Below are 15821 nucleotides of genomic sequence, written 5' to 3'. Positions count from 1 at the left end.
CCTGGATGGATTGGGTATATCGGCCTTCTCTCGGTCGTGTCCATGGTTTCTCGCTCAATGGTAATCAGCAATTTCGATGTTGAACGGTTTTGTGGCACCATCAGGCCACTCAAAGCAAACACGCCACTGCTGGTTGATACGGATGCTGAACTGTCCCTTGCGGTTTCCACCCAGGGATTCAAAGCGATTGCTTGGCAACAGCATCAACCCCTGGCGGGTAACAGCACTCTCCAGGATGACGAGCCGCTTTTTGATTTGCTCCTCGAACGCCTGGAACTCTCGAACACGTTCACCGGTTGCAAATCGTTCCGTTCTCTTGTCCCGGTATTTGGGTTGGTCAGTCACTGGACAGCCTACGCCCCCCTTTCTGTCCATGATGGTCATCCATGAGTCTTCGCAGAATACCCTGTAGTGACGTGTTACGTCAAACGTATTTTTGAGTAACGTTGACCATTCGTTCCACAATCTTGACATGGAGTAAATCTTGATGCTACAGTGATTATATAGGATATATTACAATAAATATTTTCAGAAAGCTGGAGAGAATCCTCCGAGAAGAAAGAAAAAATTGTTGGTCTTTTTAGTTGGTTTGCAAATTTTTTGCTTCAATAAATATCAATAAAAACAATATATTACAAGTATATTTGGAGTCCGTTGGGGACGCCAATCTTTTCAAAAGAGTGTGAATGCCGTCAGATCAATCAGTTACAAACCAACCTCTTCCCCGTTTTATCTATTTCCACACACCTTTTCCACCAACGCTTTCCACCAACGTTGCCAATCTTCAATCCAGCAACAGTTAATCGGCATAGTCAACAATTCCTGCTCTGTCAGCACTGCCACTCCAGCTCAACAGGAGAGTCTTGTTGATGGTTGCCCTCAATCTGACTGAGGGCAAGCCTGTGTGTCGTTCTCTGCCAACAGTAGAGCCTTGTGAGCAATTGCCCATGACAAGATGACATCTGTCAATAGCCGCCCATACTGTACCACCCTGTTCGGCCATACTGACTGTACCACCTTGGCGACTGACTTTTCCCTAATCCGACCCTCCGGTTACTGCGCCTTTCTTTGCCCACCCATTTTGATCAATTCCTGCTTTCGTTTGCCATGTGCCCGGTAACTGGATCCGGTGATTTCCACATGATGGGCATGATGGTTGATCCGATCCATGGCGGCTATTGACACATACAGACAAGCAATGCCCATTGTTGCCACAGGAAGGCCATTTCCAGGCATAATAATAGCTCACAACTAACAACAAAGACGCCTAAAACAGGCCATTTCTTGCCACTAATGACAATCTCCTTTTACGAGAGAAACCAGCCTTAACCTGCATACTCATTGCTGTCAATATAAGGCCATTATTAGCCACTTCCATCTTTTTGGCTGCCAGCTCAATTCAAGTCATAACACCTAAAACAGGCCATTCCTTGCCATTAATGCGTACTCTGTATAGATGTGCTCCGTATAGACATGCACTGCATAGAGCAATCTCCATAATCCAGAGAAACCATTGGAAAGCCTTCTTGATGTGCTGTATCCTGGGAATGGAAATTGATACCAACCGAGGAGAGCATCATCATGGCAGCCATAACCTTTGATACCTTGGAATATGTAGAGCAACTCAAGGCAGCAGGTGTACCTGAAGAACAGGCTAAGGGTCATGCCAAGGCATTGGCTAAACTCATCGTGCAGGTTGATACCCGAACAGACGAATATGCCACCAAACTGGCAGACAGGAATGAGAAGCAGATTCAGACTCGTTTGGATGGCTTGGCAACCCGACAGGAGATGGAAGCCAAAATTGAGACCACAAAAGCAGAGTTGCAAAAGGATATTGAAACCGCCAAGGCTGAAACCATCAAATGGATGATCGGCCTAGCAATGGCTCAACTGGCCATGATGGCAGGAATCCTGATGACGCTGGTTCGTGTACTGCCTGGTGGACATTGAACCCTGTCACTCCATGCAGAGCACATGCGTGCAAAGTACATTTGTACGGAGAGAGAGCATACACATGCTCCAGAGAAGGTGTTTAGCCTGCATGCTCATTACTGTCACAGATGTCTTGCCCTTCCCTCTCCCCCGGTGCCGTGCCATCGCCCATAAATAGTCTATCGGTCAACTATAATGCCAGCAGTGCCCAAGGCATCGCCGTTCTGGGTGGAGTGACTGCAATCAATCGGCTTGTGCCTCCTGTTCCTACCTACTACCAACCCACCATTCAGGAGTTTCGTCAACCGCATTCTGCACCTGTTGTTCCTCCGTCTCCCTCGCCATCTACCCCTACGCACTGATACACTTGTTCCTGCCTCTGTGTGTGCGCCAGACGCTCATTCTCCCCCTCGGAGAGGAGTACTACGATACTGAACTGCCCCTTGCGCTCTCCCCCCAGGAATGCAAAACGATTGCTCGACAACAGCATCAGCCCTTGCTTGTTGGCAGCAAATTCATTGTCCGGTCTTGTGGCACATGATTTGTCCAGTTTCAAATAGGGGTAAGGAGGTGACCCTATGAGACGGACTGAATGGCTGCAGGGGACTCTTTAAAGGTTCGCTTGAAAAACAAAGAAAAAATTGCACAGCGTATCATATAGCCTACAGCGAAGTTCATCTTGACGGACTGATTCAAGGCTCTTTGTTTATTGTATCTTAAAGTTGGCTTACACTATACAACCAACTCTTTCCTGGAAAACTGTAGAGGTGGCAAGGGAATGAGCAGCAGGTGTATCCCCTGCGCATTCAATGCCCACCTGGCAATACACGCACCAAAGTCATGAGAATGCCCGCCATCATAGCCAATTGCGCCAGGGCGAGACCGACCATCCACTTGATGGTTTCATTTTTGGCAACCTCAATCTCTTTCTGCAATTCCGCCTTGGTGGTCTCCAACCTGAGTTCAAGCTCCCGGACATCACCCTTGGTGGCCAACTCCTGAAGTCTGGACTCCTCCACTTTCTGGAGAACACTTGACAATGCTTTGGCTTGCGCTTCTGCATGCGCGGGTGGAATCCCGGCAGCCTCCAACTCCTTGGCAAATGCCAAGGTGTCAAACGGTATGGCAAAGGCTGTTGTGCCCATGATGACGCTCTCCCCGGTTGAACCTTGTCAATCCCTCTTCACTGTAACGAATTTCCATAAACGATGCCACTGGATTTTCGCCGGTAGCACACCACCCCAGGAGAGTGACCGAAAAAGGCACAGAGGAGGCGGGAGCGCACGAAAAACATTTTGTTGGTAGATTATTGTCTCAACAAACAAATATAAACAATAAAACAAATAGATAATCATGCAATGCGGCAGACGTTGGAGACGCCAATCTTTTCAATAGAGTGTGCATGCAGTCAGCTCAGTAAGTTATCAATCTCCTCCTTCTCCCGTTTTACCTGCTTCCCACACACGTTTTCCACCAACGCCATTTGTTGCCCAATCATCGCCACATCCAACTCATAAGTTCTTCTGGAAATTCATCCAAAAAGCTGCCTCTACCCCTCACCATTGCTCCAGCCGTATCGCGGTATCCGCAGTCATGGCCAGTTTCCCGGCAATAATCTGGTAGATGCGCTTAAGCTGGCACATAGATAGCCATGGCCAGATCAGCAGCACTCATCCCAAGCTCTTCCAACTCCTCCGCCAGCACCTTCCAGGATGGATGAGGTAGATCGGCCTGCTCTCAGTCGTGTCCATAGTTTCTCGTTTAATGGTAATCGGTAATCTCAATGGGGAATGGCTTTGGAACATCCTCTGGCCACTCAAAACAGATGAGCTACTGTTGGTTGATACGGAAATTGAACTGCCCATTGCGCTCTCCACCCAGAGCTGCAAAACGATTGCTCACAGCATCAGACCTTGACGGGAAACCAAGAAATAGCGCGAATGTGCGTAAAAGCTTGCCTTGCTCCACAAATGAGATAAACATATCCACTAAGTTGTTATACTGACCAACAAGGTCTGCTGCAATGGCGACCACAACAAGAACTATCTTTCTTCCATACAAAGCAAGGTTGACTGATGGCTTGGCATTGGCACTCCACCCCGGAGTCAATTAAAAAAGGGGAACTCTCCATTCTGGCTCTGCTGGAAACACTCCTGGCAGTCGTGCTCACTTGGAGTGTGGCAATCTATTATAATTTCTACATCATTATCATCGCCAGTCTTTGCGTCTCCCTTATACAGCTATTTCGGTCTGAGGAATCGGTTAGAACTGGAGTGCGTTGGTTCAAAAATTATTGGGAACAAGATAAATTTTCGCACAAAGAAACACCTGTGCTATTTTGGACAACGATCGGCGTTTCTTTATTGGCATTTTTTTTCACCATCTTTTGGTTAGCACAATCCTATTTTTGGTTAGCACAATCCTATTTGACTGGTACAGTAGCATGGTCACTCTTCTGGCGATCTTTTCTGTTGGGGCTGTTGGCTAGAATTATTGGAGCAGCAGCGGGGGCGATAACAGGAGCAGCAACAGGAGCAACAGCAGGTGCGGCAGCAGGTGCGGCAGCGTTAGCGGGCGCGGTAGCGGCATCGGGTGTTGGAACGAGTACCGGAACGGCAGTGATAGTGGGTGCGGCAGCAGCAGTAGGAGTTGGAACGGGAACTGGAACAGCAGCAATAGTGAGTGCGGAAGCAGCATCGCTAGCAGCAGTAATAGCGGTAGCAGGAATGGTAGCGGGGGTAATAGCGGGAGCGAAAGCGGAAACGGCAAGGGGAGTGATCGCAAGAGTGGTCTCGGTAACGGAATCGGCAGCAACATCGGTAGTGGTTGTGGTAACGGGAGCCTTTGGAATTTGGTTGCGCTCATTGTTCACCCGTCTTGCTGCAACAATGCGACATCTCGATTCCGGTTGCTTTGCTATTCCAAAAAACTGGTGGCAAACAATCGGTATCATTGACCTGTTTCATCCACCAGAATTAATACCTGGTGGAGTGGCTATAAGCGATGAACTTTCTGGAACCTATTGGATAAAAGAGTTTCCTGCAAAAATCACTGGGATCAAAATTATAAATTATATATCACATCTGTTTATTATTTTTATATTTTTTGCCCCAGCCTTTTGTTACCGATGGAGCCTAAAATCATCCTGCTGGTTTTATCTACCGTTACTCTATCTGGTGCCCCCTTCAAAAGAGGAGATCAGTGGCCACAAGGGTGAAGATCTGCTCTGTGGGTTATACAATGGGCGTAGCGAATGGCGGAATCGTTTGCTAGCAATTTACTTTGTTGTGGGCATGTTTCTTCTCTATTGGCAAACGCCCCTCATCGCTGATATACGCGCACAAATTACCAAAGCTCCCGTTCTCTTTTATGCGCTGTTTATCGATCTAAACAGATTGCCTGTTTGGCAATGGCCACTTCTTCCAAGCATAGCACTGACATATTTCATTTATTTTGCCAGCGACAAATATTATCAATCCTGGCAAAATCGCCTGCGCCTTAACCCTGCCACCGCTCCCGATCCCACCGATGTGCAACGACTCCTTTGGCTACACAATATCCGCACGTTTTGCACCTTTGCCTATTTCCTGCTGTTCGGATTCTATGCCTTTGCTGTGTTATGGTCACAAGAGCACTGTCTGCCTGATTTCCCTCGCCAGATCCTGAATTGGTTATATGGCCCTGCCTGGATCTCCCCTCCTCTGCCTGCAAGCTGCAGCAGTTTTCCCCCTGAAACCTAGCACCAGCAACCATCGATCAAACATTTATTTTGCACACACATCCCGCTACACTGCCCACATCACTCCTACCACACACGGAAAGAGCTTGCTCCATGTCCCATCTCATGATCTCTCTCGGCCTGCTCTTTTGCCTGGATATCTACCTGATCGGCAAAACCATGGATCAAATCGGGATCCTCATCACCCTCCTGCTTTTGATCCTCATGGCCTGGGTCGGCAGTCGCATGGTCAAACTGGAAGGAATGCGCACCCTGGAAAAGATCATGCGCAAAATGCAGCAACAAGAGGCCATCGGCAGCGAAATGCTCGAAGGATCTGTCCTCCTGCTTGCCGGATTGCTCTACCTTCTGCCCGGCTTTCTCTCCGACCTGTGCGCCACCTTACTGCTGCTCCCTCCCATCCGCCGCTTTGTGGCCATCCTGCTCAGCCGTCACGCCCACACCTTCGCCGCTCGCAATCGCCCCACTCGCGACCCCCACTCCGTGGTCATCGATGGCGAAACCATCCACAAATCCAACCATCCCGATTCCCACCACCTCAACTGACCCAACGCGCCATCCCCTCAAATACCTCCCCGGAGATCTCCCGCCGCGTAAACAGATGCAGCTCCTCGCCATTGCTCAACCAATAAAGCTGCCGCCGCTCCGCCAAACGACGCAAAGTGCGCGGCGCAAAAAATGCAAGATTGCGCCCCCCCCCCAGATCATATCCAGACCACTCCTCCGGCTTCGGAATCGGATCCGGCAACAACGGCACGTTAAACAAAATGCCATCACTGTTGGCCAATAAACGATCCAATACCTTGCCCGGCTCGGCAAAACGCTGCCAAACATCAAAAGCTGTCACCAACTCAAACCCCGCCTCTGTCTTGCTCCGTCTGCTCAACCGCTCCGCCGCACGCGCCACCGCCTGCGGACCTTGATGGCGAAAATGAAAACCAGCCTCGCGCATCGAACGCGCAAAACGACCCTCATCGGCACTGCAATCCAGACACTCCCTCTGCGCATCATATAGATTTAACAACAACAAACTGACAAACGCCCGGCGTCGGCCCCAGGTCTGACGCACGCTGGCCAAAGAGCTGCTCTGCAGCAGAGTCTCACCCCCCTCCTCCGTCTGCCAATAGGGCGCCTCCGTACATAAAAATTCACACTGCGTACACCAATAATAGGCTACCCGATAACGACCACACAAACGGGCATGAAACCAATATTCCGCTTTGCCCGCGCACAACTTGCAAAGCTGTGGTGTCCAATCAAACCCCTCGGTTACCGCCCCTTGAAAATGGCGTAAAAAACGCCATACCCGCTCCGCATCCTGCTTGGCCACCGATGCCGCCCATAAATGGCTGACCAAAGGTGCCACCATACGATCATAGACCTCCAGCAAACGCTCCGGCGCCAAGGATTCCACCTGCGCCGCTAAAAAACGCAGTCCATTCTCCTCCTCAACCGTATTGCCAAAGATCAACCCCCCCACACTCAGCGCAATCGACATCACAATAGTGCGTTGGCCACGCTTTTCCAGCAACATGGCCATGATGTAGGCCGAGCGAATCCGCCCCCGGGCCAATAATTGCGCCGTCGCCGATAACATGTCCGAGGTACTGTGCCGTCTGCCCTGCACAAACTCCAAAAATTCGTGCATATCATCGCACGCATCCAGACGGAAAATGGTTTCAAAAAAATCATACGGTTCGTTCTCTTCCACCTTCTCCTCCCGCCACTGCCACGCTGACACATACGCATAAAACGCCGTTGTGCGCAGCCAATCAACACAGCTCTCCCCAATCTCCACCGCAACTATCAACCCATACACCCACACTTTCATGATACGGGCAAATCAGGCAAACTGCCAGACAGACAGGGCAGCAACCGGGAAAAAGTGTTCCGGCCTACAGTTGCTGCAGACTCTCTCTCCTACCGAGGCCAGACCATGCCTACTGCACTGCATCTGCAGGGACGTACCCTGCTGATCACCCGCCCTGAACCCGAAGCGGAACAGACCGCCCGTCTGGTCCAAGAGTGCCAGGGCAGAGCCCTGCTCGCTCCAGCCCTGACCATCCAGCCTCCCGCCGATCTCCGACCCCTGCAACAGGCCCTGCAACGCTGCCTCACCCCTCCCCATCCCTATCGGGCAATTGTGCTGACCAGCATCAACGCCGCTCGCGCCGTCATCCAACACCTGCCCGATCATGCACAACCTCCCCCCTTCTTTGCCGTCGGCAAACAAACCGCCACCCTGCTGCAAGAAAAAGGCTGGCCCATCTTGTTGCCACCTCAAGCCTCGGGAGGTGAAGCTCTCGCCCACTATATAATGCACTGGGCAGAAACCCATCCCGATCCCTGCCGCACCCTGCTCTTTCCACAAGCCGCCATCGGTCGCGAAGAGCTCCCAACCCTGCTCAGCCAAGCCGGATGGTTGGTCGAACGTGTGCAGGCCTATCGCGCTGAACCGATCACCACTTTACCCCTGCCCGTACAACAGGCTTTGGCACAAGAACAGGTCGATGCCATTCTTTTTTTCAGCAGTCGCTCGTTCCAAGCCTTTGTCAACGCCTTGCCAGCCGAGGGCAAAGCGTGGTTGCAACGACCGCTACTTGCCGTCATCAGCCCAGTCACCGGCCAAAGCCTGCTCGAGGCAGGACTCTCCGTCGCCGTCACCGCCCGCGAGGCAACGACACTGAGCATGTTGGAAGGTTTGCAAAACTATTGGCAACAACAGAAAAAATGAGACAACCAGAAAGGTCGGAGTCCAGGAAAAAGAGGGTTTCCCGGACCCCGCTATCGAGGGATATTTAACAGGAAAAATGTACCGCCAAAGGATCGCTGCTGTTGACCTCACGACCCAAACCAATCACCCCACGCCCCTGCAACACATATTCATCCCGATGCACAAAGGCCCGATCCTTCTGGGCTGTCACCACAAATGTGCCATTGGTGCTCTGATCAATCAACACAATCTTGCCACGACGACACTCCACCTTGGCATGCACCCGCGAAGACATGCTATCCAATACCGAAAAGGTGTTGTTTTTATCGCGACCAATGGTCACACTGGGATTGTTTTCATTAATCTCTACACTCTTGCCATGAAAGGAGATCACCCCAGTCACCGTATTGGGCGCCATCACCGTCACTGCCTCACGCCCACCCATCACCGTCAACTCCTCCTCTTCGCCCCAGGTCAACTCAATGATCTGGATCGGCGTCGATTTGCCCTTGACCGTGGTGGTGATCAACTCACGACTGCCAAAACGTAAATAGGGACTCATGGCATCCAATGTCTCACCCGTGGTGATAATCTGATCCCCCTTGGCCTGTGCTGCCATGCGCGCCGCCAGGTTGACCGCATCACCAAAAACATCCCCATTTTCCAAAATCACTTCACCAAAATGAAATCCTACCCGAATATGCAAATTGCCCAACTCAGAACCATTTTCAGAGACCGTCTCCTGCATCCGTACCGCCGCCCGCGCCGCATCATCGGCAGTCGGAAAGGTGCACATCACCTCATCGCCAATGGTTTTCACCACCCGCCCACTGAACTCTGCTGTCACCTCCGACAAATAGACGATGCAGCGAGAGGTCACCTCACGCGCTCTCTCATTGCCTATGGTCTCATACAGTTTGGTACTCCCGGCAATGTCCGCAAACATAATCGCCAGTTGGTGATTCTCTCTCATCATCCTCTCCTTGCCTGCGTTCTCTCAGAGCTTGTGCAATCTTCTGCTCGGCCATGCCAATCGCCTCGCTGACTCGCCTACTCTTCGCCTATCTGCTTTCTCTCTCTGCGTGCGCTTGCCAGCAGCTTGTTCCTTGGCCTGCCCGCACCGATCTTTTGTCAAGCTCTCAGATAAAATGGCCCAGGATCACCGTCACATTATCCCGTCCCCCACCCTCACGGGCCATGGTGATCAACCGATCGCACACACTATCCAAATTATCCGCCGTCAACTCTGCCAATACCCCGGCAATGGCCGCATCCGTCACCATGCCCGTCAAACCATCCGAACAGATTAATACCGTATCTCCAGCATATACTGGCAAAAATTGTACATCAGGGGTTACAATCCGCGAAGGGCCAATTGCCTGCAACAAGATATTCTGCGGCGGAGGCATCCCCTTGCCACCAAAACTCAACCACTGCTGATACAACGAATGGTCCCGCGTCTTCTGCTGCAACTGCCCACCATGAAACAGATATAAACGACTATCCCCCACATGAAAAACAACGGGATAGGCACTGAATGGCGGCGCCCACAACCCCACCACCGTGGAGCCCATCCCCGAATCTTCTGGATGACCCCGCTCCTGATTGAGTTGGTTTAATTCGGCATTTACCACCGTCAATGCCTCGCGTACCACCAATAATACCGGATTGGGCAAATCATCCAAAGTTGCCTGCTCCTCTGGATCCAGCTCCGAATCCTGCGCAATACCCGCCAACATTCCCTCTTCAGAATGGTGATCGCTTGAGGCATTCATAAACTGCCGAATCCGCTCCGTGACCTCCTGCACCACATGCGCGCTGGCTACCTCACCCGCATCATGCCCCCCCATGCCATCCGCCAGTATCAATAATCCTGTCGCGCCATCAATATGAAAACTGTCCTCATTAAGCGGTCGGACACAGCCCACATTGCTCCGCCCTACCGCCAGAAGATGCTCACCGATTTTTTCTGCCATGGATTCGCTCTTTCCGTCTTTCGGTTATTCGTTATCCTCAACCCGGTATCCGACCGGAGAAGGCGGATCACCTACAAAACTTCCCTCGCCCGCTATTCTAGGTTAGACTGCAGGCTTTCGTCCAGCACCCTTTCCCGGCAAATGGTTTCTCGATCACAAAAAATCTGCCGCCACAAAAAAAAGGTGCCACTCCCTGTCCACTTGCTTGATGCGCATCCGATACCGTTAACGACTATGCCCGACTCCTCTCTGCTCCACCGCCCCCGTCGCCTGCGCCAGACCGACACCATCCGTCGTCTGGTACGCGAACATATCCTGCACCCGGCAGATTTGGTCCAACCCCTATTTATCGTCCCCGGACAGGAGATCCAAAACCCTGTCCCCTCCATGCCAGGGGTCGCCCAACTCTCCATCGATCAAGCAATCCGCGTGGCACGCCACTCCCAATCCCTGGGAATTTCAGCCATCATCCTTTTTGGCATACCGGAAGTCAAGGATAAGGATCCACTCGGCTCCGATGCCCGCAACCCCAACGGCATCATTCAACAGGCCATCCGCGCCATCAAAAAAGCCTTGCCCGATCTCTATATTATCGCCGACCTCTGCTATTGCGAATATACTGATCACGGCCACTGTGGCCAATTGCGCCCTTCACCTCTGCCGCACTATCCCTACCCAGAGGTTGATAACGATGCCACCCTCACCCTGCTCGGCCAGGCTGCCTGCTCCTATGCCGAAGCGGGCGTCGATATGGTCGCCCCCTCCGGGATGATGGATGGCATGGTCGCTGCCATTCGCTCCGCCCTCGATCAGCAGCATTATTACCATATTCCTATCCTCTCCTACGCCGTCAAATATGCCTCTGCCTACTATGGACCCTTTCGCGATGCCGCCGAAAGCACCCCCAGCTTTGGTGACCGCCGTGGCTATCAAATGGATCCCGCCAACCGTCGCGAAGCCCTGCTGGAGGCCAACCTTGACGTTACCCAAGGGGCCGACATGTTGATGGTAAAACCTGGTCTCGCCTATCTGGACATCCTCCGCGACCTGCGCGAACGTTTCACCCTGCCCTTGGCTGTCTATAATGTCAGTGGCGAATATGCCATGGTCAAGGCCGCCGCCGCACAAGGCTGGATCGATGAAAAGCGCGTGGTCATGGAAAATTTGACCGCTTTCAAACGAGCCGGCGCCGACCTGATCCTTACCTATCATGCCCAGGATGCCGCCAAACTCCTGCAAGAAGGCTATCCTGGCTGAAACCACTCCTTGTTATACTGCTGAAAGATCATGGATAATCATCACACTCCCATCTCTGCTCTCGGTCTCCTCTCCGGCGGCCTGGACAGCATGCTGGCCGCCCGTCTGCTCATGGATCAAGGGATCCATGTCGAGTGCGTCAACTTTCATACCGGCTTTTGCATCCAAAGCCATACCAGCGCCATCCGCAACCCAGAACCTGGAGCCAAACCGCCACGACACGATGCCCTGCATGCTGCACAACTGCTCGGCATCAAACTGCATATGGTTGATATTGCCGAGGATTATGTACGCATCGTCACCGACCCCAAACATGGCTACGGCAGCAACCTCAACCCCTGTCTCGATTGCAAAATCTTTATGGTGCGCAAAGCCTGGCAGCTCAAAGAGGAGCTCGGCATGCACTTTCTCTTTACTGGTGAAGTGCTCGGCCAACGTCCGATGAGCCAACGCCGGGAAAATCTGCCCCACATCGAACGTGAAGCCGGAGTGGAAGGATGGTTGTTGCGTCCTCTCTGTGCGGCCAAACTCAAAGCCACCGAACCCGAAAAACGGGGCTGGGTTGATCGCGCACGGCTTAAAGGCTTTCATGGCCGTGGTCGCCGCGCCCAAATGGAGCTGGCCCAACAGTTGGGCTTGCACGACTATCCCAGCCCCGCCGGCGGCTGCTGTTTTCTCACCGATGAAAACTACTCCCGCAAACTGCAAGATCTCTGGCACAGCCGCAGCGAACGCCGCTATACCATGGATGACATCCTGCTGCTCAAAGCCGGTCGCCACCTGCGGCCTGCGGCCCATTTCAAAGTGATCATCGGACGCGACGAAACGGAAAATAATTTTCTCTCCGGCTTTCGCGAACAGCGCTGGCTGCTGCAAGCACAAGGCATCCCCGGCCCGGTACTGCTCGTGGAAGGCACTCCCAACGAGGAGGATCTTACCCTGGCCTGTCGCCTCACCGCCCGCTTTGGGCAAGGGCGGCATGCCGATGTGGTCACCATCCGTATCTCCCATGACCATCAAGAGCAACTGCGCCAGGTCGCTCCTCTGCCCGCCAGCGCCATCCCCGACTCCTGGTATATCTAATGGCCGACTCCGCGCCCAACAGCGCCGACCACCCCCCCCAGGCCGATCAGACCCTGGATGCCCGTCGTCTGCTCTGCCCTTTGCCCATTCTGCGCGCCGAACAGAGTCTGCGCAGCTTGCCGCCTGGCGCCATCCTGGCCATTCTCGCCAGCGACCCGGGCATTCAACAGGATCTTCCCGCCTGGTGCCAGATCAACGGCCATGCTCTGCTGGCTCTGCAGCCACAAGGCCGGGAATGGATCGGCTGGGTCAAAAAAGGGGGTTGAAGATGCCACGCCGCCTCGTTTGCGCCATCTCTGGACATGGCTATGGCCATCTGGCGCAATCGGCCGCCCTGCTCAATATCCTGCCAGAGTGGCTGAGTGATCTGCAGATCCATATCCTCAGCCCCTTACCCCTGCCGGTACTCCACAAACAACTGCGCATCCCCTTCAGCCATAGCCCACTGCAACTGGATGTGGGCTTGCTGCAAAGCGACGCCCTCACCGTCGATCTGCCCGCCACCAGAAATGCCCTGCGCGCTCTGCATGCGCAATGGCCCAACAAAATCAAACAAACTCGCCAACTTTTTGCCTCTCTGCACAGTGATCTGTTGCTGGCCGACATCCCCTATCTGGCCTTGGCGGCTGCTGCCACTCTGCTTCCCAGTGTCGCTATCGCCTCTTTGAGCTGGGATGCGGTACTGGCCGCCTATTTTTTTCCGACAACTGCGCAACCAACCGATCCTGAACTGCTCGATTGGTGGCAAAGCATGCAAAGCGCCTATGCCAGCGCCACTTTGGCCCTGCTGCCCACCCCCGCCATCCACCCGCATCCCTTCCCTGTGGCCCACAGCATCGCTCCGCTGACTCTGCCCGGGCAACGCCATCCCAAACGGCTGCGCTCTCTACTCCACCTGTCGCCTCAGGATCAACGCCCCCTGGTTCTGCTCTCCCTGGGCGGCATCCCCGCACACTCTCTGCCCATTCCGGCCTTGCAGCACAAAACCGAGTGTCATTGGCTGATCGATGCCCCCCTGGAGCAACCGCCACCCCATCTTCACCCCGTCAGCGCCCTGCAGCCGCATCTGGCCTTTTCTGATCTGGCCGCCTCGGTCGATGCGGTCATCAGCAAACCCGGCTATAATACCGCCGTCGCCGCCACCCTGCATCAACTCCCCTTTCTCTATATCCCACGCGGCACCTTTCCCGACGAGCCCTTTATCATCTCCTGGGCCAAAGAGTTTGGTCGCGCAGAGGAGCTCTCGCCCACACAGTTTTACAACGCTGAATGGCTCGAACCACTCTTTGCTCTCTGGCAACAGCCCGCCAAACCGGCTCCCTCTGGCAACGGCGCCCAAGAGGCCGCTGCCCATATTTTGCCTTTGCTGCGATAGATTTTCGGCAGGGCAAACGCAATTGAAAAACGAAAGATTATTCAGGAGATCCAGAAATAGATTCTCCCCTCCTGAGCAAAGCAAAGCCAAACCCTGCAGCTCTGGCTTCCTCTCAGAACAGCCAATTGGCAGAGTCAATCGGTGCCACACGCCTGCATCAAGCCAAGCAGGAGCAGGCTTTGGACGAATGGATGCCCGACACACACAGTTTTGCTTGTGGCGACCACGCGGAAATTTTCCAAATAGACTTGCCCGGAAATTTTCTGACCCATACGTTGACTTTGCCAGACAAAAAGGACTATATTTGCCAGTCAGGCCGGTTCGCACCCCCAGCGGAGAATCACCCCTCACCCTTTCGTCACAGAAGCCCTGCGCATGCCTAAACGTACTGACCTGAAGAAAATCTTGATTATCGGCGCTGGTCCCATAATCATCGGCCAAGCCTGCGAATTTGACTATTCGGGAGCCCAGGCTTGTAAAGCCCTCAAACAAGAGGGCTACCAAGTGGTACTGGTCAACTCCAATCCAGCCACCATCATGACCGATCCCGATCTGGCCCATCGTACCTATGTCGAACCCATCACCGTCGAAGCTGTCAGCAATATCATCGCCAAAGAACGACCCGATGCCATTCTGCCCACCATGGGCGGACAAACAGCTCTCAATATCGCCATGGCCTTGGCCGACAAAGGTATCCTCGCCCACTATCAGGTCGAACTGATCGGAGCCTCGCGCGCTGCCATCGCCAAAGCGGAAGACCGCACCCAATTCAAGGCTGCCATGCAGCATATCGGTCTGGCCCTGCCCCGCTCCGGCTTTGCCCACTCCTGGGAAGAGGCTCTGCAGGTGCAACAAGAGATCGGCTTCCCCCTGATTATCCGTCCCAGCTTTACCCTGGGCGGCACCGGTGGCGGAGTCGCCTATAATCGCGAAGAGTTTGAACGGATCATTCGCCGCGGCTTGGCCGCCTCGCCCACCAGCGAAGTGCTGATCGAAGAGTCCCTGCTCGGCTGGAAAGAGTATGAAATGGAGGTGGTGCGTGACCGCGAAGATAACGCCATCATCATCTGCTCTATCGAAAATTTTGATCCGATGGGTATCCATACCGGCGATTCCATCACCGTGGCCCCCGCGCAAACCCTCACCGATAAAGAGTATCAGGAGATGCGCGATGCTTCCATCGCCATCCTGCGCGAAATCGGCGTCGATACCGGTGGCTCCAACGTCCAGTTTGCCGTGCATCCGGCTACAGGACGCATGATCGTCATCGAAATGAACCCCCGGGTCTCCCGCTCTTCGGCCCTGGCCTCCAAAGCAACCGGCTTTCCTATCGCCAAAGTGGCTGCCAAACTGGCCATCGGCTATACCTTGCCGGAAATCATGAATGATATTACCGGCATTACCCCGGCCTCCTTCGAGCCGACCATCGACTATGTGGTCACCAAAATTCCCCGCTTCACCTTTGAAAAATTTCCCCTCGCCGAACCGCTGCTTACCACACAGATGAAATCGGTTGGCGAAGCGATGGCCATTGGCCGCACCTTCAAAGAGTCGTTGCACAAAGCCTTGCGCTCCATGGAGACCGGTCTGGATGGCTTAAACCCCATCTTCAAACCGGATCACTATCTGACTGCCCAACAGGCCGATGCCGCCTTGGAAAAGGCGTTGCGCCATGCCGGTCCCGATCGCATTCTCTATGTCGCCGACGCCCTGCGTCTGGGCAAACCTCTGCAATGGATCCAC

17 protein-coding genes are annotated in these 15821 nt (G+C 53.5%); 10 read left to right on the top strand and 7 right to left on the bottom strand.

The window, feature by feature from the left end; all coding sequences use genetic code 11:
• Nucleotides 1-54 precede the first annotated feature (54 nt).
• Both EJP87_RS18965 and EJP87_RS18415 read right to left on the bottom strand, forming a co-directional pair.
• The gene (locus tag EJP87_RS18965; RefSeq protein ID WP_130471126.1) at nucleotides 55-375 is read right to left on the bottom strand and encodes a type II toxin-antitoxin system RelE/ParE family toxin; all 321 of its coding nucleotides are present in this window, start codon (nucleotides 373-375) and stop codon (nucleotides 55-57) included.
• Between the two features lie 678 nt (nucleotides 376-1053).
• Nucleotides 1054-1236 carry a hypothetical protein gene (locus tag EJP87_RS18415; RefSeq protein ID WP_130471125.1) on the bottom strand — a complete coding sequence of 61 codons (183 nt, stop codon included), beginning with the start codon at nucleotides 1234-1236 and terminating at the stop codon, nucleotides 1054-1056.
• A 345-nt stretch (nucleotides 1237-1581) separates the two neighbouring features.
• On the opposite strand from EJP87_RS18415, the gene EJP87_RS06875 reads away from it, so the two are divergent.
• Together EJP87_RS06875 and EJP87_RS06870 are read left to right on the top strand one after the other, a co-directional pair.
• A complete protein-coding gene (locus tag EJP87_RS06875) occupies nucleotides 1582-1953 on the top strand; it encodes a CCDC90 family protein (RefSeq protein ID WP_130471124.1) in 372 nt (123 codons plus the stop codon).
• A gap of 110 nt (nucleotides 1954-2063) precedes the next feature.
• The gene (locus EJP87_RS06870; RefSeq protein WP_130471123.1) at nucleotides 2064-2297 is read left to right on the top strand and encodes a hypothetical protein; all 234 of its coding nucleotides are present in this window, start codon (nucleotides 2064-2066) and stop codon (nucleotides 2295-2297) included.
• A 444-nt stretch (nucleotides 2298-2741) separates the two neighbouring features.
• Here EJP87_RS06870 and EJP87_RS06865 read toward each other — a convergent pair whose 3' ends face one another.
• The gene (locus tag EJP87_RS06865; protein ID WP_130471122.1) at nucleotides 2742-3080 is read right to left on the bottom strand and encodes a CCDC90 family protein; all 339 of its coding nucleotides are present in this window, start codon (nucleotides 3078-3080) and stop codon (nucleotides 2742-2744) included.
• Between the two features lie 685 nt (nucleotides 3081-3765).
• Nucleotides 3766-3969 carry a hypothetical protein gene (locus EJP87_RS06860; RefSeq protein ID WP_130471121.1) on the bottom strand — a complete coding sequence of 68 codons (204 nt, stop codon included), beginning with the start codon at nucleotides 3967-3969 and terminating at the stop codon, nucleotides 3766-3768.
• Nucleotides 3970-4010: 41 nt separating this feature from the next.
• Here EJP87_RS06860 and EJP87_RS17715 point away from each other — a divergent pair, with 41 nt between their 5' ends.
• Both EJP87_RS17715 and EJP87_RS06845 read left to right on the top strand, forming a co-directional pair.
• Complete coding sequence (locus EJP87_RS17715) at nucleotides 4011-5675, top strand: hypothetical protein (RefSeq protein ID WP_193771201.1); 1665 nt, start codon at nucleotides 4011-4013, stop codon at nucleotides 5673-5675.
• Nucleotides 5676-5767: 92 nt separating this feature from the next.
• Complete coding sequence (locus EJP87_RS06845) at nucleotides 5768-6220, top strand: FxsA family protein (protein ID WP_130471118.1); 453 nt, start codon at nucleotides 5768-5770, stop codon at nucleotides 6218-6220.
• Here EJP87_RS06845 and EJP87_RS06840 read toward each other — a convergent pair.
• The gene (locus tag EJP87_RS06840; protein ID WP_130471117.1) at nucleotides 6213-7505 is read right to left on the bottom strand and encodes a methyltransferase domain-containing protein; all 1293 of its coding nucleotides are present in this window, start codon (nucleotides 7503-7505) and stop codon (nucleotides 6213-6215) included. The genes EJP87_RS06845 and EJP87_RS06840 overlap by 8 nt on opposite strands.
• A 105-nt stretch (nucleotides 7506-7610) precedes the next feature.
• Between EJP87_RS06840 and EJP87_RS06835 the strand changes: the two genes are divergently transcribed.
• Nucleotides 7611-8408, top strand: a complete 798-nt coding sequence (locus EJP87_RS06835; protein ID WP_130471116.1) for a uroporphyrinogen-III synthase — start codon at nucleotides 7611-7613, stop codon at nucleotides 8406-8408.
• A gap of 64 nt (nucleotides 8409-8472) precedes the next feature.
• Here the strand turns inward: EJP87_RS06835 and EJP87_RS06830 are convergent, their stop codons facing one another.
• A complete protein-coding gene (locus EJP87_RS06830) occupies nucleotides 8473-9360 on the bottom strand; it encodes an adenylate/guanylate cyclase domain-containing protein (RefSeq protein WP_193771200.1) in 888 nt (295 codons plus the stop codon).
• Between the two features lie 166 nt (nucleotides 9361-9526).
• Nucleotides 9527-10363, bottom strand: coding sequence for a PP2C family protein-serine/threonine phosphatase (locus EJP87_RS06825; RefSeq protein WP_130471114.1), 837 nt, complete (start codon nucleotides 10361-10363; stop codon nucleotides 9527-9529).
• A gap of 234 nt (nucleotides 10364-10597) precedes the next feature.
• Between EJP87_RS06825 and hemB the strand changes: the two genes are divergently transcribed.
• The 5 genes from hemB to carB all read left to right on the top strand — a co-directional run.
• Nucleotides 10598-11620 carry a porphobilinogen synthase gene (gene hemB / locus EJP87_RS06820; RefSeq protein WP_130471113.1) on the top strand — a complete coding sequence of 341 codons (1023 nt, stop codon included), beginning with the start codon at nucleotides 10598-10600 and terminating at the stop codon, nucleotides 11618-11620.
• A gap of 30 nt (nucleotides 11621-11650) precedes the next feature.
• The gene (locus EJP87_RS06815; protein WP_130471112.1) at nucleotides 11651-12703 is read left to right on the top strand and encodes a tRNA (5-methylaminomethyl-2-thiouridylate)-methyltransferase; all 1053 of its coding nucleotides are present in this window, start codon (nucleotides 11651-11653) and stop codon (nucleotides 12701-12703) included.
• Nucleotides 12703-12969: a sulfurtransferase TusA family protein gene (locus EJP87_RS06810; RefSeq protein WP_130471111.1), complete on the top strand. Its 267-nt coding sequence runs from the start codon at nucleotides 12703-12705 to the stop codon at nucleotides 12967-12969. Before EJP87_RS06815 ends, EJP87_RS06810 begins: the two co-directional genes overlap by 1 nt.
• A gap of 2 nt (nucleotides 12970-12971) precedes the next feature.
• Nucleotides 12972-14078 carry a hypothetical protein gene (locus EJP87_RS06805; RefSeq protein ID WP_130471110.1) on the top strand — a complete coding sequence of 369 codons (1107 nt, stop codon included), beginning with the start codon at nucleotides 12972-12974 and terminating at the stop codon, nucleotides 14076-14078.
• A gap of 375 nt (nucleotides 14079-14453) precedes the next feature.
• The coding region (gene carB / locus EJP87_RS06800; RefSeq protein WP_130471109.1) for a carbamoyl-phosphate synthase large subunit at nucleotides 14454-15821 on the top strand (1368 nt) is incomplete at its 3' end.

This window comes from Candidatus Magnetaquicoccus inordinatus (assembly GCF_004217665.1).
Lineage (GTDB): Bacteria > Pseudomonadota > Magnetococcia > Magnetococcales > Magnetaquicoccaceae > Magnetaquicoccus > Magnetaquicoccus inordinatus.
The sequence above is the reverse complement of the archived record's forward strand: the minus strand, read 5'-3'. Positions and strand labels throughout refer to the sequence as shown.